The organism is Olleya sp. Hel_I_94 (genome assembly GCF_007827365.1).
In the GTDB taxonomy this organism is placed as follows: Bacteria; Bacteroidota; Bacteroidia; order Flavobacteriales; family Flavobacteriaceae; genus Olleya.
Genome location: NZ_VISI01000002.1, coordinates 2659176 through 2684122, shown reverse-complemented (window position 1 = coordinate 2684122; position 24947 = coordinate 2659176). Strand labels below are relative to the sequence as shown.

At 32.4% G+C, this 24947-nt stretch carries 19 protein-coding genes; 13 read left to right on the top strand and 6 right to left on the bottom strand.

What is annotated here, in order from left to right; all coding sequences use genetic code 11:
* The first annotated feature begins 33 nt into the window (after positions 1-33).
* From JM82_RS15125 to JM82_RS15110, 4 genes are read left to right on the top strand one after another with little or no spacing between them, the layout of a single operon-like run.
* Positions 34-1986, top strand: a complete 1953-nt coding sequence (locus JM82_RS15125) for a PKD domain-containing protein (RefSeq protein WP_145005957.1) — start codon at positions 34-36, stop codon at positions 1984-1986.
* A gap of 30 nt (positions 1987-2016) precedes the next feature.
* Positions 2017-4590 (top strand): CHAT domain-containing protein, encoded by a 2574-nt coding sequence (locus JM82_RS15120; protein ID WP_145005954.1) that lies wholly within the window; start codon positions 2017-2019, stop codon positions 4588-4590.
* Positions 4574-5026, top strand: a complete 453-nt coding sequence (locus JM82_RS15115; RefSeq protein WP_145005951.1) for a retropepsin-like aspartic protease — start codon at positions 4574-4576, stop codon at positions 5024-5026. The genes JM82_RS15120 and JM82_RS15115 overlap by 17 nt, the downstream gene beginning before the upstream one ends.
* A 60-nt stretch (positions 5027-5086) precedes the next feature.
* Positions 5087-5728 carry a response regulator gene (locus JM82_RS15110; RefSeq protein WP_145005948.1) on the top strand — a complete coding sequence of 214 codons (642 nt, stop codon included), beginning with the start codon at positions 5087-5089 and terminating at the stop codon, positions 5726-5728.
* An 864-nt stretch (positions 5729-6592) separates the two neighbouring features.
* Here the strand turns inward: JM82_RS15110 and odhB are convergent.
* Genes odhB through JM82_RS15095 form a run of 3 tightly spaced genes read right to left on the bottom strand, consistent with a single transcriptional unit; the run spans position 6593 to position 11017 of the window.
* Entirely contained in the window at positions 6593-7843 is a 1251-nt protein-coding gene (odhB, locus tag JM82_RS15105) for a 2-oxoglutarate dehydrogenase complex dihydrolipoyllysine-residue succinyltransferase (protein ID WP_145005945.1), read from the bottom strand.
* A gap of 31 nt (positions 7844-7874) precedes the next feature.
* Positions 7875-8243, bottom strand: a complete 369-nt coding sequence (locus tag JM82_RS15100) for a DUF3887 domain-containing protein (RefSeq protein ID WP_145005942.1) — start codon at positions 8241-8243, stop codon at positions 7875-7877.
* Positions 8244-8260: 17 nt separating this feature from the next.
* Positions 8261-11017, bottom strand: coding sequence for a 2-oxoglutarate dehydrogenase E1 component (locus JM82_RS15095; protein WP_145005939.1), 2757 nt, complete (start codon positions 11015-11017; stop codon positions 8261-8263).
* A gap of 116 nt (positions 11018-11133) precedes the next feature.
* On the opposite strand from JM82_RS15095, the gene JM82_RS15090 reads away from it, so the two are divergent.
* Positions 11134-11679, top strand: a complete 546-nt coding sequence (locus tag JM82_RS15090; protein WP_145005936.1) for an alpha-ketoglutarate decarboxylase — start codon at positions 11134-11136, stop codon at positions 11677-11679.
* Between the two features lie 97 nt (positions 11680-11776).
* Positions 11777-12268 carry a c-type cytochrome gene (locus JM82_RS15085; RefSeq protein WP_145005933.1) on the top strand — a complete coding sequence of 164 codons (492 nt, stop codon included), beginning with the start codon at positions 11777-11779 and terminating at the stop codon, positions 12266-12268.
* 25 nt (positions 12269-12293) lie between these two features.
* Here JM82_RS15085 and JM82_RS15080 read toward each other — a convergent pair whose 3' ends face one another.
* Positions 12294-12644 carry a hypothetical protein gene (locus tag JM82_RS15080; RefSeq protein WP_145005930.1) on the bottom strand — a complete coding sequence of 117 codons (351 nt, stop codon included), beginning with the start codon at positions 12642-12644 and terminating at the stop codon, positions 12294-12296.
* A 9-nt stretch (positions 12645-12653) separates the two neighbouring features.
* Positions 12654-13628, bottom strand: coding sequence for a polyprenyl synthetase family protein (locus JM82_RS15075; protein WP_145005927.1), 975 nt, complete (start codon positions 13626-13628; stop codon positions 12654-12656).
* A 127-nt stretch (positions 13629-13755) separates the two neighbouring features.
* Here JM82_RS15075 and JM82_RS15070 point away from each other — a divergent pair, with 127 nt between their 5' ends.
* The 7 genes from JM82_RS15070 to JM82_RS15040 all read left to right on the top strand — a co-directional run bounded on the left by JM82_RS15070 (position 13756) and on the right by JM82_RS15040 (position 24351).
* On the top strand, positions 13756-14364 hold the full coding sequence (locus JM82_RS15070) for a TetR/AcrR family transcriptional regulator (RefSeq protein WP_145005924.1): 609 nt from the start codon (positions 13756-13758) through the stop codon (positions 14362-14364).
* Positions 14364-15671, top strand: a complete 1308-nt coding sequence (locus JM82_RS15065; RefSeq protein WP_145005921.1) for a TolC family protein — start codon at positions 14364-14366, stop codon at positions 15669-15671. Before JM82_RS15070 ends, JM82_RS15065 begins: the two co-directional genes overlap by 1 nt.
* Before the next feature lie 25 nt (positions 15672-15696).
* The gene (locus JM82_RS15060; RefSeq protein WP_145005918.1) at positions 15697-16866 is read left to right on the top strand and encodes an efflux RND transporter periplasmic adaptor subunit; all 1170 of its coding nucleotides are present in this window, start codon (positions 15697-15699) and stop codon (positions 16864-16866) included.
* A gap of 12 nt (positions 16867-16878) precedes the next feature.
* Positions 16879-20391 carry an efflux RND transporter permease subunit gene (locus tag JM82_RS15055; RefSeq protein WP_145005915.1) on the top strand — a complete coding sequence of 1171 codons (3513 nt, stop codon included), beginning with the start codon at positions 16879-16881 and terminating at the stop codon, positions 20389-20391.
* 94 nt (positions 20392-20485) lie between these two features.
* Positions 20486-22240, top strand: coding sequence for an aspartate--tRNA ligase (gene aspS, locus JM82_RS15050; RefSeq protein WP_145005912.1), 1755 nt, complete (start codon positions 20486-20488; stop codon positions 22238-22240).
* A gap of 46 nt (positions 22241-22286) precedes the next feature.
* Positions 22287-24068, top strand: coding sequence for a chloride channel protein (locus tag JM82_RS15045; RefSeq protein ID WP_145005909.1), 1782 nt, complete (start codon positions 22287-22289; stop codon positions 24066-24068).
* 43 nt (positions 24069-24111) lie between these two features.
* Complete coding sequence (locus tag JM82_RS15040) at positions 24112-24351, top strand: hypothetical protein (protein ID WP_145005906.1); 240 nt, start codon at positions 24112-24114, stop codon at positions 24349-24351.
* 136 nt (positions 24352-24487) lie between these two features.
* Here the strand turns inward: JM82_RS15040 and JM82_RS15035 are convergent, their stop codons facing one another.
* The gene (locus tag JM82_RS15035) at positions 24488-24937 is read right to left on the bottom strand and encodes a nucleoside deaminase (RefSeq protein ID WP_145005903.1); all 450 of its coding nucleotides are present in this window, start codon (positions 24935-24937) and stop codon (positions 24488-24490) included.
* Positions 24938-24947: the final 10 nt, after the last annotated feature.

Sequence of the window (24947 nt, the reverse complement as noted above, 5' to 3'; positions counted from 1 at the left end):
ATTACTAAATTTAATCTCTAAACCACACCACAAATGAAAACTATAATCGCTATTATTTTCACCCTAAGTCTAACCAATATCACTTTTAGTCAAGACACAGTAATAGATACGACTAGACGCACTGCAACCATAGATTACAAAATAGAAGGCAAACAGGTCCAATTCTCTCCAAATGCACCACAACTAAATCAAATAGCTGGTGCACCTAAAGCGTTTTACACAAATTATTGGGAGTTTGGAGATGGTACTTACAGCAAAGAAAATAATCCTACTAAAGTTTACAAAAAATCAGGAGACTATGAAGTAAGACTTTGGGCTACCAACAATTACGACACAGGCAAACCACCTACTACTAGACCAAAAAAAATTAGAGTTAACACCTCAGATGACACCTACCAAGAGCAAGCGTCAATGGAAGATGCAATAGATTTACAACGCAATAGAGAGCCCATTCCAGAAGAAGAAATAGTAGTAATTTACAAATACAAAAACACAAAAGACTACACTACAAACGGTAAAGTCTATTTGTTTTATAACGAAGCAAAATATGGCGACGACAATTTTACAATTACAGATACTAGAACGTATCATGGCGAGATTGCTCAAGATAACGACAACCTAGTTTACACCTCTAAACCAGAAAACAAAACCTATTACGCTTCCGCAGAAATTCAAAGCTTACGTAATACATTTAACCCTCAAGATTCTACTGAAAGACAAAATTTACCATTAACACTTGCCGAAGCTAAAGCCAACTATAAAAACTCAAGCCAATTAAGCTTTAGCAACATGCAACCAAATGAAGAGCGTAATATATTTTACACCTTAAAAACAACACCAGAAATGCTAAAGGATACAAGTGCGATAATTTCGGTAAGAGGTGTTTATATTCCAGATAATAATTATGACGATCATAATGTAAAAGACATGGAAATGGAAATTGTAACCTCTCACGATCCTAACAAAATGTCCTCAAACGCTACTTTTTTAAACTACAGATTAGTACGTTACAAAAAACCTAAATTTAAAATTAGATTTCAAAATAATGGCGAAGGTCCTGCAACCACAATTAGACTAGAAACAGACATACCAGATATGTTTGACAAAACCACTATTGAAGTTTTGGACATGTACCCAAAAGTAAAAATTTGTCCTAAATACGAGGTCCAATATAGTTGCCTTGATACAAGCTATACACAAAAGCAAGCCATATTTACTTTTAAAAACATTTACTTACCAGGAAGCCAGCAAAAAAACGTGAAGGTTTATGACTCCACAAAAGGTTTTGTACAATACCGCATTAAGTTTGGTAAGGATTTTCATAAGCAAAAAACCAAATCACGTACTGCTATAATTTTTGACAAAAACGACCCAATAATAACTAACTATTCTACAACACGTTTTTTACCAGGTATATCTATTGGTGCAAAAGCTGGTTACAATCTATTCTCGGATTTAGATAATTCTAAAAGTTACTTTGTTGGCGCCACAATATCGCCTTACAAATCCTACAAATGGTATTGGCAAGCAGAGCTTTTAAACAGTTTTCATAGCTTTGATAGTGATAGATTGGTCACTCAAACCATTATTGGCGAACCTGGAATCGACGACAGGATACAGCGCACAACAACCACCAAATCCTATGACAACATAGACTGGGAAATCCCTGTATTAGCAAGATATAACGTTAATAATTACATTGGTCTTGGAGCAGGTTTACAAGGCGCACTGTCCATTAGCCAAAAAAGCACAGAAAACATTTTAATAGAAGAATTTGAAAACACTAACATCCAACCGCCTTTTTTATTAGACACATCACAAACCGCTACCCAGAACACAGAGACATTTACAAACTTCAGAACCGGTTTTTTAGTAGAAGCAACTGCTGGATTTGCCAGAATTGGTCCAAGTATTGGTGCACGATATGTATTCAATTTTAAAACAAATTATAATTACATGCAGTTTTACGCTATCTGGAAATTTTAGATAGAATTAATTTGATTTATACTTTTAATAATGAAATATAGCCTTGTCATATTCCTTTTTTTAGTCTTCGGAAGTTGCTTTTCGCAAGATTTAGAAGAAAGTATTTATGTGGCTACTGAAACGTTTAACAAAAATAGAACCGCTCAAACCTTTTCCGTTTTACTTAAAAACGAAGTTGAATTCTCTTCAAAGTTAAAGACAAAAGACCACTATTTTGCCTATCTATTTTTGTTAATCAATAAAGCAGATTATTTATATCAAAGTAACCAACTACCCAAAGCTATTACTGCTTATGAGGCTGCATTGGACGTTTACAACACACAACAATTAAATAAAACCTTTGCGTATGATATTACAGAGTATTGCTTAAAACCGTTAGGTATACTTTATCATAAAATTGGTGATTATACCAATGCAGAAAACACAATTAAACATTACATTTTTCTTGCTGAAAAACAAAAAAACAATCCACACAGAATTAGTGGTGCCATAAACCTAGCCAATCTTTATTATACTCTTGGCAAATTTAATTCTGCACTTAATATTGCCAAAAATGGCTTAGATATAAAAGGAGCTTCAGCTATACAAAAGCAAGCATTACAACAGATAATTAATAAAAGTGTTATTCAAAATAATTCTGAATTAAAAAATAACCCTAATGCCTTGGCGTTGGAAAACAAGTATGATAACGATAGTAAATACCATTTAGCGCTAAAAAACAAAGATTATAAAACTGCATTATTCTATTTTGAAACTAAATATTTACACATAAATAAGGATACACTAACCGCTAGAACTAAAGCAAAATTAAATTTTGAAGAGGCACAATTACACTATAAATTAAACGATTTTAAAAACACTTCGGTAAAACTAAAACTGGCTTTACAAGCCTTATTACCAAATTATAATTTAGAAAACTTACCAAAAAAAGAAACTCTTTATCCTGAAAACACATTTATTGATATTTTTGATTTATTGGCTTTACTACAATCCAATCTTGACAATACTTTAGCCTGTTATGACTTAAGCTTTTACGTTTCAACATTATTGACTAATAACTTAACCTCACAAGAGTCTAAACTCATCCATCTACATGCCAATCGTAAACGTAGTGAGTCCATAATAAGTGCACTTTATAAGGCCTATCAAAACACTAAAGACACAACCCTTGTTACACAAGCTTTTGCATACGCTGAAAAAAATAAAGCTTCGATTTTAAAAGAAATAATTGGTAAAAAAACACTGTTAGAACATCATCCAACAGACACCTTATTAATAAAAGAGATAACATTATTACAACAACAAGAGCTTTTAACAAATACCTTAATTAAGGTCCAATATCAACAAGATGTAAAACAGATTAATAAATTAAGTCAAGAGTTAACATCAGTTAGTATTGCATTAAAAAAATTAAAAGCTAAAATTAAAGCTAAGTATCCTGAGCCTAACGATGTAGATATTTCAATCTCAAAACTGCAACACAAATTAAAAACAGATCATGCTGTGTTGGTCGAGTATTTTTATGGCGAAAATCATATTTTTCAGTTTATAATTTCGGCAACAGCCATAAGCTTAAATAACATTACAAGAGATGCTGTTTTTAACACAGCTATAAGTGACTATATCCATTATTTTGATAACTCATCGGTTATAAATAATAACATTCCTCAATTTTCCAATGCTGCTTTTAAACTATACAAAGCATTACAATTTGACAAAACTCTAGCTTTTAAAAATGTAGTAATAATTACGGATGGCTTTTTAAATTTTATTCCTTTTGAAAGTTTACTAACCCAATCCACAGACACCAAAAACTATTCTAAAATGCCATTTGTTGTCAACAACCAAGTATTAGCGTACAATACTAGTGCTTTGTTTTATTTAAACGCGTCGGATTTTAAATATGAAGATAAAGTCTTGGGTGTGTTTCCTGTATTTGACAATAGTGATGCAAAACTAACCTACTCTTTAGACGAAGCTGAAAGTATTGACAAACATACAAATGCAAAGTTTTTAATGTACCAAGATGCCACTAAAAACAATGCGATGCAACAAGCTAAAAATTATGGCGTATTACACTTATCTACACACGCAAGTAGCGGAACATTTACCATACCTGCAAACATAGATTTTATAGATCAAAAATTATTTTTAAACGACTTATACAGTCTTAATCTTAAAAATCAATTAGTAGTCCTTAGTGCTTGCGAAACTGGTATTGGAAAATTACAAAAAGGAGAAGGCAGCATGAACTTAGCAAGAGGTTTCCAATATGCAGGTGTTGAAAACTTATTGTTTTCATTATGGAAAATCAATGATTTATCAACCTCACAACTAATGGCTTCGTTTTACAAAAATTATAGTCAATCACACTCTCCTTTTATAGCTAATCGTTTAGCTAAATTAGATTATTTAAAAGATCAATCCATTTCTAACATAAAAAAATCACCTTATTATTGGAGTACCTTTATCTATTATGGTCATTTGACCCCAGAAAGACCAACGGTAAATTCAAATTATATCATTTTTACTTTTATTGGTTTAGGGATTGCTTTACTTTTATGGATTATAATACGTAAACGCAAAAATGGACCAAACGCTTAAAGATTTTTTATTTGCTAAAGACTATATAAGAGTCAAATTAAAACTAACAAAAACTAATCATTTTGAAATCAAAGCGTCTATAAATGGTTATAAAGGCTTATTTATTTTAGATACTGGTGCATCAAATAGCTGTGTTGGTTTTGAGGCAGCTAAAAAATTTAGCTTAAAAAAAGTTAAAGATTCTGAAATATTAGCTGCAGGAGCTGGTGCAATAGGTATGGTTACTCAAGTATCTAAAAATAATACCATCAAAATTGGACGACTTAAAATAGCAAAGTCTGCTTTAGTATTATTTGATTTAAGTCACGTTAATACAGCATTAATCAATCATAACGCACAACCAGTTGATGGTATCATTGGAGCAGATGTATTAAAAAAAGTAAAAGGAATAATTGATTACGAAAAAAAATATTTGTACTTAAAAAAATTAGTCTAACAGCTTATTTTTTTATAATTTTAATTACCAAAATCCAACCTCTAAAAGACCTCCTATAATATGAAAGCATCAATAGTAATAGCAGATGACCATCCTTTAATGCTTAGAGGATTATCTGATTTTATTACCTCTAGAGGATTTAAAATAATTGGAAGTGCCGAAGATGGACAAACTGCTTACAACTTAATAGTAAAACTAAAACCAGATTTAGCCTTACTTGACATTAGGATGCCAAAAATGACAGGTTTAGAAGTCGCTGAAGCTTGCTTTAAAAACGAATTAAACACCAAAATTATTCTTATTACATTTGATAACGAAGAACATTTATTTGATAGAGCTAGAGCTTGTAATGTTTATGGTTATATATTAAAAGAATTTGCGGTTGAAGAAATAGAAACCTGTATTAAGCATGTATTAAAAGATGAAGCTTATTTTAGCGAAGAGATTGCCTCATACTTAAATTCAAAAGTTAGTTTTTCTAGTTCTAATTTATTAGAAATATTAACACCTACCGAATTAAAGGTGGTTAAGTTACTGTCTGATAAATTAACCTCAGCCGAGATCTCAAAAGAATTAGCCAGCTCTACTAGAACCATTGAAAAGCACAGAAGTAATATTGTAAAAAAATTAGACTTAAAAAAATCGCATAACGAGCTTATGTTATGGGCTAATATGAATAAAGACCTAATTAAAAACACGTAGACTTTTACGTAAAATAATTGTTAGCTTACTTCATTTTATTTTAAAAACAAGTAACTTTTATAACAAATACGGACAATTACAGCTTTAATTGATATCTCAATTAAAGCTTTTTTAATATAATAAAGTCTGAAAAAAATACGTAGTTCTACGTATTTCACAGGTCATTTATTACTTATATCTTAGCAGTGCTATTAAATCAATTTTTAGGGAAAATTGGTAGAAGCTCTAAAACGACTAATTGTTTTAGAGCTTTTTTTTTACGCTAGACCTTAATAAAAATACGTAGTTCTACGTATTTCACACCTCAATTATTACTTATATCTTAGCAGTGCTATTAATCAATTTATGAAGAACTGAGAAAGCTCTAAAACATTAATTTGTTTTGGAGTTTTTTTTTGGAATTCAATGAAATAAAAATACGTAGTTCTACGTATTTCACACGTTATTAATATCTTTTATCTTAGCAATGCTATTAAATCAATTTTTAGGGAAAATTGGTAGAAGCTCTAAAACGACTAATTGTTTTAGAGCTTTTTTTTACGCTAGACCTTAATAAAAATACGTAGTTCTACGTATTTCATATGTCCTTAGTACATTATACCTTTACAATGCTATTAATTAGTTCTTAGGGAGAATTATTTAAAGAAAACTCTGCGCTGTAATGGTGCAGAGTTTTTAATTAATTAAAATTATGGATTTAGAAAAGAGAACACAGGAGCAAAACCGTATAATCGCTGCTTGTATTATTATACTAGCAGTCATCATAATTGCTTTTAATATATTTATTTTTTTTAAAAAATAGGTGTAAAAAAAAAGGGAACAACATTTAGTTATTCCCTTTTTTTTATAAAACTATTATGCTTATTAAAGCTCTAAAGCTTTTTTAACATCGTTGTTCATTAGTAATTCTGTTGGGTTTTCTAATGCTTCTTTAACAGCTACTAAAAAACCTACACTTTCTTTACCATCAATTATTCTGTGGTCATAAGATAAAGCAACGTACATCATAGGATGTATTTCTACTTTACCATCAACAGCTATAGGACGCTCAATAATATTGTGCATTCCTAAAATACCACTTTGTGGTGGGTTAATAATAGGAGTAGATAACATACTTCCAAATACACCTCCATTTGTAATAGTAAACGTTCCACCTGTCATTTCATCTACAGTAATTTGACCATCTCTAGCTCTAAGTGCTAAACGTTTAACTTCAGACTCAACACCTCTGAAAGATAAATTTTCGGCATTTCTAATTACTGGAACCATTAATCCCTTAGGTCCAGAAACAGCTATACTTATATCTACAAAGTTAAAAGTTTTCATTTCTTTTTCATCAATCATAGAGTTAACTGCAGGATACATCTGTAATGCACGCACAACTGCTAATGAGAAAAAGGACATAAATCCTAAGCCAACACCATGCTTAGCTTTAAAAGTTTCTTTATACTCGTTTCTTAATGCAAAAATTGGAGACATGTTTACTTCGTTAAACGTAGTTAACATGGCTGTAGTATTTTTTGCTTCAACTAAACGCTCTGCCACTTTACGACGTAACATTGACATTTTAGTGTTAGTCGAGCTACGATCTCCTCCAGTTGGAGTTCCCATAGATGGTACAGCTTTAACTGCATCTTCTTTAGTGATACGTCCATCTTTTCCTGTTCCAGCTATGGATGATGCATCCATATCTTTTTCAGCTAATATTTTCTTAGCTGCTGGACTTGCTGTACCAGAAGCATACGTTTTTGTTGCTGGATTAGGAGCCTTAGCTGCATCAGTATTAGGTGTTGCTTTTTGATCTTTAGCTAAATCTTTTTCAGCGTTTGTGTTTCCGCCTTCATCACCACCTTCAAAAGTGCTACTTGCTGGTGCTTCTGCACTTGTGTCAATTAAACATACAACTTGGCCAACTGCGACAGCATCTCCTTCTTCAGCTTTAAGCGTAATAATTCCGCTTGCTTCTGCTGGCAACTCTAAAGTTGCTTTATCACTATCTACTTCAGCAATTGCTTGGTCTTTTTCTACATAATCACCATCTTGAACTAACCATTCTGCTATTTCAACCTCTGTGATAGATTCGCCTGGAGAAGGCACTTTCATTTCTAAAATCATCGTAATGTAACTTTATATTGTTGTGTTATTTTTATTTTTTTGCTAAATCTAATTGAATAAATTCAAACTTATTATCCGTTCCTAATAGGAAATACCCATTATAAACACCTTTATCAAAAGTAATTGTATAATTGTTTCCTGAACGAACTGTGTCTTTATATTCAATTGATTTAATTTTCCCTAAAGCTTCCATATTTACCTCTTTTGTAAAGTACGCTTTTGTTTTTTCTAGGGTTAAAACTTGTTTAAAATTATTATCAAACATGTTAAAAATACTAGTAACATCTCCATTGTTATAATGGTTTTGAAAACTAGTTACTGCATTTTTATAGTTATCTTTTTCTTGTGCTATTCCTAAACAGGATACCAAGAGTGCTAGTATTAAAAGTAACTTTTTCATGGTTATAAATTTATTGTTTATCGCTGGTTATTTTTTGTTTTATCAAATACAAAATCTATAACTTCTTTATGACGTTTTTTAGAACGAACAGAACTACCTGCTGCTGGTGCACCATAAGGACGTCTTGAAGCTAATCTAAATGTTTTAGCTTCGTCTAGATGCATTAACATATGCGCATAAGCACCCATATTTCTTGGTTCTTCTTGTGCCCAAACAATGTCTTCTGCATTTTTGTATTTGGCTAATACTTCTCTAATTTGTGTTGTTGGTAAAGGAAATAACTGCTCTATTCTAATTAAAGCAACGTCTTCTCTGTTTAAATTTTCACGCTCCTCATCTAAATCGTAATAGAATTTACCAGTTAATAACACTAATGTTTTTACTTTATCTACCTGAACAGCTGTATCATCAATTAGTGTTTGGAATGTTCCGTTTGCAAACTCGTCTACAGTACTAACACATTTTGGATGACGTAGTAAACTTTTTGGTGTAAATACAATTAATGGTTTACGGTAATTAGTTTTCATTTGACGTCTTAGCAAGTGAAAAAAGTTTGCTGGTGTTGTACAATCTGCAACAAACATATTATCCTTAGCACATAACTGTAGGTAACGCTCCATGCGTGCTGAAGAGTGCTCTGCACCTTGTCCTTCATACCCATGAGGCAATAACATAACTAACCCGTTTTGAGTTTTCCATTTATCCTCTCCTGCAGATATATATTGATCCAGCATGATTTGTGCACCATTACTAAAATCTCCAAATTGTGCTTCCCAAATTGTTAATGTATTAGGACTAGCCATAGCGTATCCATAATCAAAACCTACAACGCCATACTCTGATAATAATGAGTTGAAAATATGAAATTGACCTTGTTTGTCACTTACTTGGTTTAGTAATAAAATTTCTTCTTCGCTATCTTCTACTTTGACAACAGCATGTCTATGAGAGAATGTTCCACGCTCTACGTCCTGACCAGACATACGAACACTGTAACCTTCGTCTAATAATGTTCCGTAGGCTAAATGCTCTGCCATAGCCCAATCTAATCTGTTTTCGTCAAACATAGTTTGGCGATCATTAATCAAACGTTCTATTTTTCTGATAAACTTTTTATCCTTTGGTAAGTTAGAGATTACTTTTGTAATTGCTGCTAACTTATCTGAAGATGTAGTAGTATCCACAGATTGCATCATAATGGTTTCATCTACCTGAGTAAAATCTTTCCATTGTTCCTCCATAAAAGGCGTAATTATAGTTTTGTCTTCCTTACGAGAATCCTCTAGTTTTTCTTCTAAACTAGATTTGTAATCGTTTTCTAATTGTTTAACGTGATCCTTATCAATAATACCTTGTGCAATTAATTTGTCTGCATAAATATCTCTTGGATTAGCATGCTTAGCAATTGCTTTATATAGTTTTGGTTGTGTAAATCTAGGCTCATCACCTTCATTATGACCATATTTTCTGTATCCTAATAAATCTATAAAGACATCTCTTTTAAAATTCATTCTAAAATCTAATGCAAACAACATTGCGTGTACTACTGCTTCAGCATCATCTGCATTAACGTGTAATACTGGCGACAAAGTTACTTTACCAATATCTGTACAATAAGTACTTGATCTTGCATCTAGATAATTAGTTGTAAATCCAACTTGGTTATTTACAACAACATGAATGGTTCCGTTAGTTTTGTAACCATCTAATTGTGCCATTTGTACAACTTCGTAAACCAAACCTTGACCTGCTATTGCTGCATCACCATGGACCACTATTGGTAGTACTTTACTAAAGTTGTCACTATATAATGTGTCTTGTTTTGCTCTAACAATACCTTCTACTACTGCTCCGACAGTTTCCAAGTGTGAAGGGTTAGGCGCAATACTTAAATTTATTTTTTTACCGTTATCTGTTTGACGGTTACTTGTCCAACCTAAATGGTACTTAACATCTCCATCAAATACTTCCTGCTCGTAATCTTTACCATCAAACTCACTAAAGATATCTTTTGCTGATTTTCCAAATATATTTGTTAATGTACTTAAGCGACCTCTATGTGCCATTCCCATTACAAATTCTTGAACACCAAGCTCAGCAGCTTTTTCAATGACAGCATCTAAACCAGGAATTAAAGACTCTCCTCCTTCTAGAGAAAAACGTTTTTGTCCAACATATTTAGTATGCAAAAAGCTTTCAAACGATACCGCTTCATTTAATTTTTTAAGGATATGCTTTTTTTGCTCTCCAGAAAAATTAGGCTGATTATCGTTGATATTTAGTTTATTTTGAATCCACTGAATTTCGTCAGGTTTTCTTATATACATATATTCAACACCAATAGCATCACAATAGATACTGTTTAAATGTTTTAATATTTCTCTAAGCGTTTGCGCTCCAATACCTAAAATATCACCAGCATTAAATTTGGTGTCTAAATCGGTTTGAGACAATCCAAAATTCTCCAAATCCAGTGTAGGCTCATATCTACGACGATCCCTAACAGGATTGGTTTTGGTAAATAAATGCCCTCTGTTACGATAACCATCTATTAATTTTACGACCTGAAATTCTTTTTGAACATGTTCTGGTATTTGACTAGAAACACCTTCTACAATTTCGCCTTCAAGTCCATAATTTTCAGATCCAAAGTCGTAACCTTGAAAAAAGGCTCTCCAACTAGGCTCAACAGAGTCAGGGTTTATTGTATATTGTTCGTATAAATCAGCAAAGTATGCTGTATGTGCTGCGTTTAAAAAGGAGTATTTATCCATTATTTTCTTTAAGACGTGTTCGCTTCAACAAAATTTTATCAAAAATACAACTTTTACTAAATATAAAGATGCTTTTATTATATTTATAACATTCTAAAAAATCTAAATTAACAATTATGAAATTCAGCACTCTAAATCGACATAAAATTATTGTTTTATCAATATTTTCATGTTTTTTCCTCACTTTTAGTAATGCACAGGATAATTTACCGCAACAAAAAAGTGAATTTTGGAAAAACGTACGTTTTGGAGGAGGCTTAGGTTTAAGTACTGGAAATAACTTTTTTAGTGCAACTTTAGCACCTAGTGCTATTTATCAATTTGATAATACTTTTGCTTTAGGTGTAGGATTAAACGGAACCTACAATAGGAATAAAAACGTTTACAAATCAACAATATTAGGAGGAAGTATTATGGGATTATTTAATCCATTACAAGAAATCCAATTATCTGCCGAGTTTGAACAGCTTAACGTTAATCAAAAATTTGAAGGTGTTTTTGCAAGCAACCCAGATCGCAACTATTGGGTACCTGCTTTATTTGTTGGTGCTGGTTACAGAACTAACAATGTTACTTTTGGAGTAAGATATGATTTACTTTATGACGAAAACGATAGTGTTTATGCAAATGCTTTTGTTCCATTTGTAAGAGTCTTCTTTTAAACTTAAATACAATTTATTTTATATTTTAAGGTGACTTAAGTCACCTTTTAGGCTTTAATAAAATTTTATTTTTGATAAAATTTAAACATATAAAGTCATGTCAAAATTAAATTTAATTATTGTAGTATTAGGTTTTGTGTTAATAAGCTGTGGTGGCAATGAGAAAAAAGCTAAAGACAATTTTAGCTATAAGCGTCCACCTTCGTCTAAAGTAGAATCAAATCCTGAACAAAACACAGCATCAAGCACTGTAGACCTAACTAACAAAGGAATAGGCCCAATAAAAGCACTAACCTTACCTGATCAAATAGATACTAAAATGGTTTCTCTAGGCAAAGAAGTCTACGATAAAATGTGCACAGCATGTCATAGATCTGATAAAAAATTTATTGGTCCAGCACCAAAAGACATTTTAAAAAGACGTACGCCAGAATGGGTTATGAATATGATTTTAAATCCTGAAGAGATGCTAAAAAACGATCCAATTGCTAAAGATTTATTAAAAGAATATAATAATACGCCTATGATTAATCAAGGACTTACAGAAGCTGACGCACGCGCTGTTTTGGAATACTTTAGAACACTTTAAACACATTAAAGTATGGTTTAAACTTTTATGAATATTTATGTCTAAACCATACTTTTTGCCATTCTCTTTTTAAGATTAAAAAAGTAACCTCCTCCGACAATTGCAATGTATCACTACCATCTAATTTTTTGATAGCGTCTTCTGATACGTCAATAATATAAAGTAGATTTAAATATTCGGCAAATTTTTCTTGAATCAGCTTATATACTGTTTCATGTAATATTAGCTTTAAACTTGTTGGCAGGATGCCTTCATCAAAATCCAAATCAATATTTGCGTACAAAAAATCCTTATTAAGTTGCAACACTAACTTTTTATAAAGTTGTAAGTTATTTGCTTCAACAATTAAATCTTCAAAAGTTGCAGGTAAAGTCATGTACTTGTTTTAAACCGTTCTAGTCATTAGTCCCATTCCAAACTCGCGAAGCAATTCTTTTTTATCCTCAGAGATTGTTAAAACATCTAACACATCAAATGCTTTTTTAGTGTAACTTTTTATAGCTTCTTGAGTTGCTTCAGCAGATTTAGAATCTATAAAATATTGTTTTACAGTTTCAATTTTTTCAGAATTATCATCTAATTGCACAGAAAATAATTGTTCTAATTTTACTTTATCCTTTTTGTTTAAAAACTCTAAAGCCTTTAAGTATAAATAGGTCTTTTTGTTTTCAATAATATCTCCACCAACTTGTTTACCAAATGTTTCTGGATCACCAAATGCATCTAAATAATCGTCTTGTAATTGAAAAGCAATTCCTAATAATCTTCCAAATTGGTAGATATTATTCTGATTCTCTTCCGACGTTTCGGCAACTATCGCTCCCATTTTCATGGCTGCACCAACCAAAACAGCTGTTTTATACTCAATCATTTTTAAGTACTCAGGTATAGTAACATCGTCTCTGGTTTCAAAATCAACATCATATTGCTGACCTTCACAAACCTCTAAAGCGGTTTTACTAAACAGTCTTGCTAACGCCTGAAATGTTGTTGGTTTATAGTTTTCAAATAACTGATAAGCCATGATTAACATGGCATCTCCAGATAAAATACCAGTGTTAAGGTCCCATTTTTCATGCACTGTTTGTTGACCTCGTCGCAAAGGCGCATCGTCCATAATGTCATCATGTACTAACGAAAAATTATGAAACACCTCTACACTTAATGCTGCATCTAATGCCTTTTGATAATCTATTCCAAAAATTTCTGCTGTCATTAATGTTAACACAGGTCTTAAACGTTTACCACCTAATTGCAGTATATAGTGTATTGGACTATATAAGTTTTCTGGTTGTTTTGGTGACGAATAGTCTTTTAAATAGTCTGTAAATGCAGACTGATAAAATAAAATGTTTTGCATCCTGCAAAAATAAAGCAAATACTGCTAACAAACTATTGTCTAGCAAAAGTCCAATGTTAAATAATAATTAAAACTTTGGAAACTTTTATTGTTTTTAAAGTTTCCTATTGTACATTTGCACGAAATTATGAGAGACAAAATTATACATAAATCTGCCGAGTTGTTTTTATCACTTGGTTTTAAAAGCGTTACAATGGATGACATTGCTAGTGCTTTAGGTATTTCTAAAAAAACAATTTACCAGCATTTTGCTAATAAAACAAAATTAGTAGAAGCGACTACATCGCATATGTTTGAAAACATTTGTGATGGCATTGATTGCATTTCAAACAAATCACTTAATCCTATTGAGGAACTATACGACATTAAAATGTTTGTAATGACCTTTTTAAAAAACGAAAAAGCATCACCTCAATATCAATTAAAAAAATACTACCCTCAGATATACAGCGCTTTACACCTTAAACAATTTGAAAAAATGTACGTGTCGGTAAAACAAAGTATGGAAAAAGGTGTACAAACAGGTTTGTTTAGAAAAAACATTGATGTCGATTTTATTTCAAGAATGTATTTTAACGGTATGTCTGGAATTAAAGACGAGAACATTTTTCCTACCAAACTATTTACTATGGAATATTTAATGGAAAGCTATTTGGAATATCACCTTAGAGCCATTTGTACAGATAACGGACTACTTACACTTAATAAATTTATTAACAAAACCACCCTTAACTAATGAGAAAACTAATATTAGCATTTAGTTTAGCACTAACATCTATCGTTTATTCTCAAGAAACTCCAACCGAGTTTTCTTTACAAGAAGCTATTAATTATGCTTTAGAAAATAACAGGTCATCAAAAAATGCAGCGTTAGACATTGAGGCTGCAATCAAACAAAAATGGGAAACTACTGCTACAGGTTTACCTCAACTTAATGCAACCGTTGATTACCAAAACGCATTAAAACGTAATGTATTTGTTTTTGGTGATCAAATTATACAAGTTGGATCACAGCATACACTAACTGGTACTGCTACCCTAAGTCAATTATTATTTGATGGCTCTTATTTAGTAGGATTACAGTCTGCTAAAGTGTATTTAGAAATTTCTAAAAACGCAAAAACAAAAACAGATTTAGAAGTAAGAAAAGCTGTTATTAATGCATATGGTAATGTTTTACTTGCAGAAGAAAGCGTTGCAATTCTGGAAAAAAACATAACTGTTTTAGAAAAAAACCTAAACGATATAACCAAGATTTTTGAAAACGGTTTAGAAGAAGAAGAAAGTGTCGAGCAACTAAAAATAACATTATCAAGTGTAAAAAGCACCTTAAATAACACTACAAGATTAAAAGACTTAGCCTATCAGATGTTAAATTTAACCATAGGAAAGCCTATTAATGACAACATCGTTTTAACTGAAAATTTGGACACACTTGCGCTTCAAAACATAACCATTCAACTTTTAGATTCTGAAAACAATGTAGAAAATAACATTGATTATAAAATTGCAGAAAATGATAAAACAACAAAAGAATTATTAGTTAAATTAGAAAAAAGTAAAGCATTACCAAGTTTAAGTGCATTTATAAATGGAGGTTACACAGGTAACAGAGAGTCATTTAACTTTACAGACACTAACGAAAAATGGTTTGGATCTTCCATATTTGGAGTAAGTTTAAATGTACCAATATTTAGCTCTGGTATGCGTAATGCAGCGACACAACGTGCCAAAATAAATTTAGAAAAAGCTGAAATAAATCTTACCGAAACTGAGCAAATGCTTAATCTTCAAATTCAATCTGCAAAAAGCGATTACCAATTTGCTATCGAAGATTATCAAAACAAAAAAGAAAATTTAATACTTGCAGAGCGTATTGAAACTAAAAATCAAACCAAATTTTTTGAAGGAATTGGTTCTAGTTTTGAACTTAGACAAGCGCAAACGCAATTATATACTGCACAACAAGAGTTACTTCAAACCATGCTAGATGTAATTACTAAAAAAGCAGAACTAGAAACTTTACTAAACACAACTAACTAATCATCAATCCTACAAAATATTAATTATGAAACATATATTAACGCTTTCTTTTATAGCTGTTTTACTAGCCTCATGTGGAGGAGACAAAAAAAACTCAGTAGAAAAAATTCTAGAAAAAAATAATTTAGAAGACATACGTACTAAACGTGCAGAATTAGTATCTGAACAAGAAGATATTAATTCTAAAATAAAATTATTAGACGAAAGAATTAAAACTTTAGATACCACTCAAAACATTCCTTTAATTACTACTATCCTTGCAAAAGAAGAAGTTTTTGATCACGTATTGGAACTTCAAGGTAACGTAACAACTAAAAACTTACTAATTATAACACCAGAGTATAGTGGGATTTTAACAAACGTTTATGTTACAGAAGGTCAACGTGTGTCAAAAGGACAAACTTTAGCAAAAATTGATGATGGTGGATTAAGCCAACAATTAGCGCAACTTAAAATACAATCTTCATTAGCTAAAACAACTTTTGAGCGTCAACAAAAATTATGGAATCAAAAAATTGGTAGCGAAATCCAATATCTACAAGCTAAATCATCCTACGAAGCACAAGAAGAAGCTATAAACCAATTACAAAAACAACTTAGTAAAACCATTGTTAGAGCTCCGTTTTCAGGAACTATTGATGACGTAATTACAGAAAAAGGAAGTGTTGTTGGAGCAGGTCAAACACCTTTAATGCAAATTGTAAACCTAGACGATATGTATATAGAGACAGATGTTCCAGAAAGCTATATTCCTACTGTAGTACAAGGAAAAAATGTTACTGTTCAATTTCCAGTTTTAGGAACATCCATTGACACTAAAGTCCGTCAAGCAGGTGATGTTATTAACGTAGCTAACCGTACATTTAAAATTGAAGTTGCTGTACCAAACAAAGACAAAACTATCAAACCTAACTTAACTGCAAAGCTTAAAATAAATGATTACACTAACCCTAAAGCTATTTTAGTACCACAAAGTATTATATCTGAAAATGCAGAAGGAGAACAATATGTTTACATCGTTAAAGACAAAAAGGATAATAATCAAGGAACCGTAAGTAAGGTAATTATAAAAACCGGAAAAACACAAGGTGATGTGATCGAGGTTTTAGAAGGTATTACAAATGGAGCCGAGTTAATCCAAGAAGGTGCACGTAGTGTAAAGGATGGACAAACTGTTAAAGTAATTAAATACTAAACCAACTAAATAATGACTAAAAAGAAAAAACAAGTCGATAAAGAATTTGGTTTATCATCGTGGGCAATAAATAACAAAACCACGATGTATGTCCTAATTGCAGTAATTTTTTACTTAGGGATATCTGCGTTTTTTGACATGCCAAGAGAAAACTTTCCGGAAGTAAACGAAACTAAAATATATGTAAGTTCTATTTACCCAGGAAACACTGCAGAGGATATTGAAAAATTAATTTCAGATCCTTTAGAAGACAAATTAAAAACGGTTAGTAATGTTGTAGAAATCACCTCAACATCGCAAGAAGACTACTCGATATTAATAGTCGAGTTTGATGATGGTATAACCGTAGATCAGGCCAAACAAAAAGTAAAAGATGAAATTGACACAGAAACTTCTGGCGAAGATTGGCCTACCTTTAATGGAGCAAAAGTAGAACCAGATGTGTTTGAGTTAAGCCTTTCAGAAGAAATGCCAATCTTAAACATTAATATCTCTGGAGATTACCCTATTCAAAAACTAAAAGAATATGCTGAGTATCTTCAAGATGAAATAGAAAATCTGCAAGAAATTAAAAAAGCGGACATTCGTGGTGCTCAAGAAAAAGAAGTTGAAGTCGCTGTAGACATTTATAAAATGATGGCTGCACAAGTTACTTTTAACGATATTATTGGCGCTATTAATAATGGGAACTTAACGATGTCTGCTGGTAACTTAAAAGCAAGTGGACAGCGTCGTACTATTAGAGTTCTAGGTGAAATTGAAACACCAGCTGAGCTTGAAAACTTTGTTGTAAAAGCAGAAAATGGAAACTCAATATACCTTAAAGATTTAGCAACCGTATCTTTTAAAGAAGAAGATAAAACAACATTTGCTAGAGAGTATGGTCATCCTGTAGTCATGCTAGACGTTAAAAAACGTGCTGGTAAAAACATGGTTGCTGCTGCAGAGCAAATTCAGGTTATTGTTGCAGATGCAATAGACAATGTATTTCCTCCTGATTTAACTGTTACTGTAGTAAACGATCAATCTTCACAAACCATTGGTCAAGTAGACGATTTAGTAAATAATATCATCTTTGGAGTAATACTAGTTGTTACGGTTTTAATGTTCTTTTTAGGATTTAAAAACGCATTATTTGTTGGTTTTGCAATACCAATGTCCATGTTTATGTCGCTAATGATATTACAATTATTAGGTCAAAGTTTAAATACCATGGTACTTTTTGGTCTTATTATGGGACTTGGTATGCTAGTGGATAACGGAATTGTTGTTGTTGAAAACGTATACCGTTTAATGGAGGACGAAGGGATGAGCAGAATTGAAGCTGCTAAAAAAGGTATTGGCGAAATTGCTTTTCCTATTATCATATCAACAGCTACAACTGTTGCAGCCTTTATTCCTTTAGGATTATGGCCAGGAATTATGGGAGAATTCATGAAAATTTTACCTATAACATTATCTGTAGTTTTAGGATCCTCTTTATTTGTTGCCATATTTTTCAATTCGGTTTTAGTATCAAAATACATGACTATTGAAGATAAAGATATGCCACTAAAGCAAATCATTAAAACATCCTCTATTATAGCTATCATCGGAATATTAATATTAATTTTTGGAGGAGCATACAGAGGTTTAGGTACAGTAATGATTTTTACAGCTGTTATGCTTTGGGCTTACCGATTCTTTATCAGAAAATGGGCAAACAGTTTCCAAAACAAAGCTTTAGTTAATTTAGAAAACTGGTACGAGCGTAAATTACGTGCTGCATTATCAGGAAGAAAACCATATCTACTAAGTATTGGTATCTTTTTACTACTTATTGCCTCATTTGTGGCATTTGGTATGTCTTTAGGTGCTAAACGAACTAAAGTAGAATTTTTTCCAGATAACAAACCAAATCAGATTATTGTTTATATAGAATATCCTGAAGGTACTGCTATCGAAAAAACAAATGCGATTACCAAAGAGATAGAACAACGTGTATTTACTGTATTAAATGATGACCATTACATGGATGATGGCTACAATTATTTAGTAGAAAGCACAGTATCTCAAGTTGGTGAAGGTGCAGGAAACCCTCAAACCGATGGTGGATCTGCTGCAGAAATGCCACACAAAGCTAAAATTACCGCTTCTATGCGTGAGTACAAATTTAGACGTGGCGAAGACAGTGAGGTTTTACGACAAAAAGTACAAACAGCATTAGTAGGTATTTTTCCAGGAGTATTGATTTCGGTAGAAAAAGATGCTAATGGTCCTCCTGCAGGAGCGCCTATAAATATTGAAATTGAAGGTGAAGATTATGATGAACTTATTGCTACAGCAGAAACAATGCGTGAGTTTATTAACACCAAAAACATTCAAGGTATTGACGAGCTTAAGATTGATGTAAACAAAGCCAAACCTACAATGCGTGTAACTATAGACAGAGAAAAAGCAGGAGAACTAGGCATCAGTGCAGCGCAAGTTGGACAGCAATTACGTAGCTCAGTTTTTGGATCTAAAGCAGGTGTTTATAAAGAAGATGGTGACGATTACGATATTTATGTTCGTTTTAATAAAGAAAACAGATACAACAAAAGTGCTTTATTTAATCAAAACATAACGTTTAGAGACAACACTGGCCAAATAAAAAGCGTACCAGTTTCTGCTGTAATTAAATACGAGAACAACTCAGGTTTTAGTGCTATTAAACACAAAGACACCAGACGTGTTGTAACTGTTTATTCTGCATTATCACCAGGTTTTACAGATGCGGCTGCTATTGTAAGTCAAATTCAAAACGAAATGAAAAGTTTTGAAAACTTACCTAAAGGCATCAAAATAGATTACACAGGTCAAATTGAAGAACAAAACAAGCAAATGCTATTTTTAGTTGGCGCCTTTTTTACTGGACTTGGATTAATCTTTTTTATCTTAATATTCCAATTTAATTCGGTTTCAAAACCAACAATAATCATGATTGCTATTTTCCTTAGTTTTATTGGTGTATTTGGAGGTATTGTAATTTCAGGAAGTTCTTTCGTTATTATGATGACTATGGTTGGTATTATATCGCTTGCCGGAATTGTTGTAAATAATGGTGTGGTATTATTAGATTATGCCCAACTTCTAATTGATAGAAAGAAAGCAAAATTAGATTTAGATGAAGATGAGTACCTTACAAATGAAGACCTATTTGAAAGTATTGTAAATGCAGGAAAAGCACGTTTAAGACCAGTATTACTAACAGCAATCACTACCATTTTTGGATTAATTCCTTTAGCAATTGGACTAAACATTAACTTCTTTACACTATTCGCAGATCTTAATCCTAACATTTACATGGGAGGAGATAACGTAGTATTTTGGGGACCACTAGCATGGACGGTTATTTACGGTTTATTAATCGCAACCTTCCTAACATTAATAGTTGTTCCAATATTATTTTTCTTATCAATTAAATTAAAAATGTGGATAAGAGATAAATTTTCTTCAAACAAAAACGAAGACAATATTACATTAGAAACTGCAATTGAAGAGTAAATTTTCAGTTTAGTACATACATTTAAATGATTTAAACAAAAAATCCGAAGTCTTTACTTCGGATTTTTTACTTTTGCATTTCTAATAAACTATTATGTACAGAAGTCATAACTGTGGTGAGTTAACTGCATCACATATAAATACAGAAGTTACCCTTTCAGGTTGGGTACAAAAATCAAGAGATAAAGGGTTCATGATGTGGGTAGATCTACGTGATCGCTACGGAATAACGCAACTTATTTTTGATGAGGAACGCACACCAAAAGCAATGATGGATCAAGCACAAAAGCTTGGTCGCGAATTTGTTATACAAGTTAAAGGAACTGTCATTGAGCGTGCTTCTAAAAACCCTAATATCCCAACTGGAGATATCGAGATTTTAGTTTCGGAATTAAACATTCTAAACGAATCTTTACTTCCTCCTTTTACTATCGAAGATAAAACGGATGGTGGTGAAGATATCAGAATGAAATACCGTTACCTTGATATTAGACGTAATCCAGTAAAAAACAACTTGATTTTTAGAGCTAAAGTAACGCAAGAGGTTAGAAACTTTTTGTCAGGTAATGGTTTTATTGAAGTTGAAACACCATACTTAATCAAGTCTACGCCTGAAGGCGCTAGAGATTTTGTAGTACCTTCTAGAATGAATGAAGGTGAATTTTACGCATTACCACAATCACCACAAACCTTTAAGCAATTGCTTATGGTTGGAGGAATGGACAAATATTTCCAAATTGTAAAATGTTTTAGAGACGAAGATTTACGTGCAGACAGACAACCAGAATTTACGCAAATTGACTGCGAAATGGCGTTTGTAGAGCAAGAAGATATTTTAAACGTATTTGAAAACTTAACCCGTCACTTACTTAAAGAAGTAAATGGTGTCGAGGTGGACAAATTCCCACGTATGCTTTATGATGACGCGATGCGTTTATACGGAAATGACAAACCAGACATTAGATTTGGAATGGAGTTTGGAGAACTTAATGACGTTGCACAACATAAAGACTTTGGAGTCTTTAATGATGCCGAGTTAGTCGTTGGTATTGCTGTTCCTGGCGGAAACGAATACACAAGAAAAGAAATTGATAAATTAATTGATTGGGTAAAACGTCCACAAGTTGGTGCTTTGGGTATGGTTTACTCACGTTGTAATGACGACGGAACATTTAAATCTTCTGTAGACAAGTTTTTTGACCAAGACGATTTAGCTAAATGGGCAGAAAAAACAGGTGCAAAAGCAGGCGATTTAGTTTGTGTGCTTTCTGGAGACACCAATAAAGTACGTGCACAATTAAGTGCGTTACGTATGGAATTAGCAACACGTTTAGGGCTACGTGACCCTAAAGTATTTGCTCCATTATGGGTTATTGATTTCCCATTATTAGAGTTGGATGAAGAAACCGGTCATTACCACGCTATGCACCATCCATTTACATCACCTAAACCAGGTCAAATAGAATTATTAGACACTAACCCAGGAGACGTAAAAGCAAACGCATACGATTTAGTCCTTAACGGAAACGAAATTGGTGGTGGATCTATACGTATACACGACAAAGCAACACAAGCAATCATGCTTAAACATTTAGGATTTAGCGAATCAGAAGCTAAAGCTCAATTTGGATTCTTAATGGATGCTTTTGAATATGGCGCACCTCCACATGGTGGATTAGCTTTTGGTCTTGATAGATTAGTATCTATTTTAGGTGGACAAGAAACCATTAGAGACTTTATTGCGTTCCCTAAAAACAATTCTGGTCGAGACGTCATGATTGACGCTCCTGCTCCAATTGATGATGCACAATTAAAGGAATTAAATCTTAAATTAGATTTAAAATCATAAAAATAAAAATCCTGCAAATTGCAGGATTTTTTATTACATTTAATTAATGCCAAAGCAACCATTACACAAACGTTTTTTTATATGGAGAATTAAAAATATCTCCGAAAAAAACTTCACTTATATTTTAAGTGGATTGGTTGGACTATTGGCAGGATTAGCTGCGGTAACATTAAGAAACATAACGTTTACCATAGAAAGTGCTTTAGATAATTTAGTCGTGTTTTCTAAAAACCAAGTCTATTTTATACTACCTGTTTTTGGTTTGTTTTTAGTGTATTTATTTACAAAATATGTCTCTAAAAAAAAGGTAGAACACGCCATACCTTCTATTTTATTTAAATTATCAAAACGTAGCGGATTAATAGAACGCTCTAAAATTTACATTCCGTTAATAACTGCACCTCTAACTGTTGGTTTTGGAGGATCTGTTGGATTACTTGGACCAGCTATTGCTTCCGGATCTGCAATCAGCTCTAACTTAGGTAAGCTGTTTCATGTTAACCAACAAACGCGTACATTATTAATTGGTTGTGCAGCAGCAGGCGCCATTTCATCTATATTTAAATCGCCAATTGCAGCTATAATTTTTGCGGTTGAAGTATTTAGTTTGGATTTAACCTTTGCTTCATTATTACCATTACTAATCGCATCAGTCTCCTCAGTGTTAACGTCGTACTTCTTTTTGGGTGACGACTTACTATTCAACTTTAATTTTTCTGATAAATTCGAAATTAAAGACACTCTCTTTTACGTAGCTTTAGGTATCGGAACTGGATTTGCTTCAATTTATTTCACTAAAATGTATTTCTATATTTTAAAATTCTTCGAGCGTTTTAAATCTAGACTCATTAAATTAATAATTGGTGGATTGGCAATTGGTGTCATGTTATATTTTATCCCACCATTGTATGGAGAAGGCTTTGGATTTATAAACAACCTATTAGCAGGAAACCATTTGGCAGCTTTAGGCACAACACCTTTTGACCATTTAAAGGATAATATTTGGGTAATTATTGGATTACTAATTGGTATAACAGTATTTAAAGCAATAGCCATGACTACTACTTTTGCAGCTGGTGGAGCTGGAGGAATATTTATTCCAACCATGGTAATGGGTAGTGCATTGGGTAACGTAGTTGCCAAAATAATCAACAATTTAGGCTTAGGTTTTAATGTGTCCGAGACCAACTTTACCTTAATTGGTATGGCTGGATTAATTGCAGGAGTGCTGCACGCACCATTAACTGCCATTTTCTTAATTGCCGAAATTACTGGTGGATACGAGTTGTTTATCCCATTAATGATTGCAGTATCCATGTCTTTTATAATTAAAAAAAACGCGATAGATTTTACCATTTACACCAAAGAGTTAGCTTTAAAAGGCGAGTTATTAACCCACAACAAGGACCAAAGTGTACTAACCCTAATGTCTTTAGATAGTGTAATAGAAACTAATTTTGTAAAACTAAACCCAAACATGACACTTGGAGACATGCTACATAAAGGCGTTGCAAAATCTACCAGAAATCTATTTCCTGTGGTCAATAAAAACAAAGCTTTAGTTGGTATAATCCTACTGGATGATGTCAGAGAGATTATGTTTAATCAAGCACTGTACGACACCACTTTAGTCGAAGATTTAATGCATAATCCACCAGATATTATTGATTATAAAAATGATTCTATGAAAACGGTTATGGCAAAATTTCAAGATTCTAATGCTTGGAATTTACCTGTAATCAAAGATGACATATACATTGGTTTTGTATCAAAATCTAAATTATTAACCGCTTACAGACGCCAATTAATCAACTACACCACCACTTAGTAAAGCATTTTATATCTTTACAAAAAATAACGTCTTTTAAAACATGAAATACATCATCGCATTATCTTTTATCGCCTCAGTTGCCAGTATTATTTGTGGCTATTGGCTAGAAGTTGACTATGGACAAAAGCTAATTGGTTTTGGTGTTTTAGGCTTGTTTTTTGTGGTCATCCCTTTATTTACCTACCACAGATGGAAAGACAGAGACGCCAAAGAATACATGTTAACCAAAGAAAAAATAGAAGACATGCGTAAAAAAGAAGGCGATAAAAGACGATTTTAGTGTTTTATTTGGGCATTACCCTTTTCCGCAAAAAGCTACAAAGCGTCGCGCTATCCACTGTATCTTTTTGTTTTTTTAGTAAAACAAAAAGGATGTCGTTACTATCGCTAATGCACTAAACCGCAAACACAGTTTATTAATTTAAGTTTCGTTTTTCAACAAAAAAGCGTTTTAATAAAGCTGATGCTTCCTCAGCTAACACACCACCTTCCATTTTAGTTTTAGGATGTAGCTTTGTATTTAATGCAATACAACCACGATCCTCATCTCTTGCACCATAAACAATTTTAGAAATCTGACTCCAATACAAAGCACCTGCGCACATTTGACAAGGCTCTAAAGTGACATACAACGTACAATCTTTTAAATATTTACCACCTAAAAAATTGGCAGCAGCTGTAATGGCTTGCATTTCGGCATGCGCAGTAACATCATTTAAAAGCTCGGTTAAATTATGGGCTCTAGCAATAATGCGGTCTTTAATAACAATTACAGCACCAACCGGAATTTCGCCTTTATCAAAAGCTTCTTCCGCTTCCTGAAGTGCTTTTTTCATAAAATAAGTATCGTCGTATGGATTTATCATATCAGAAAGT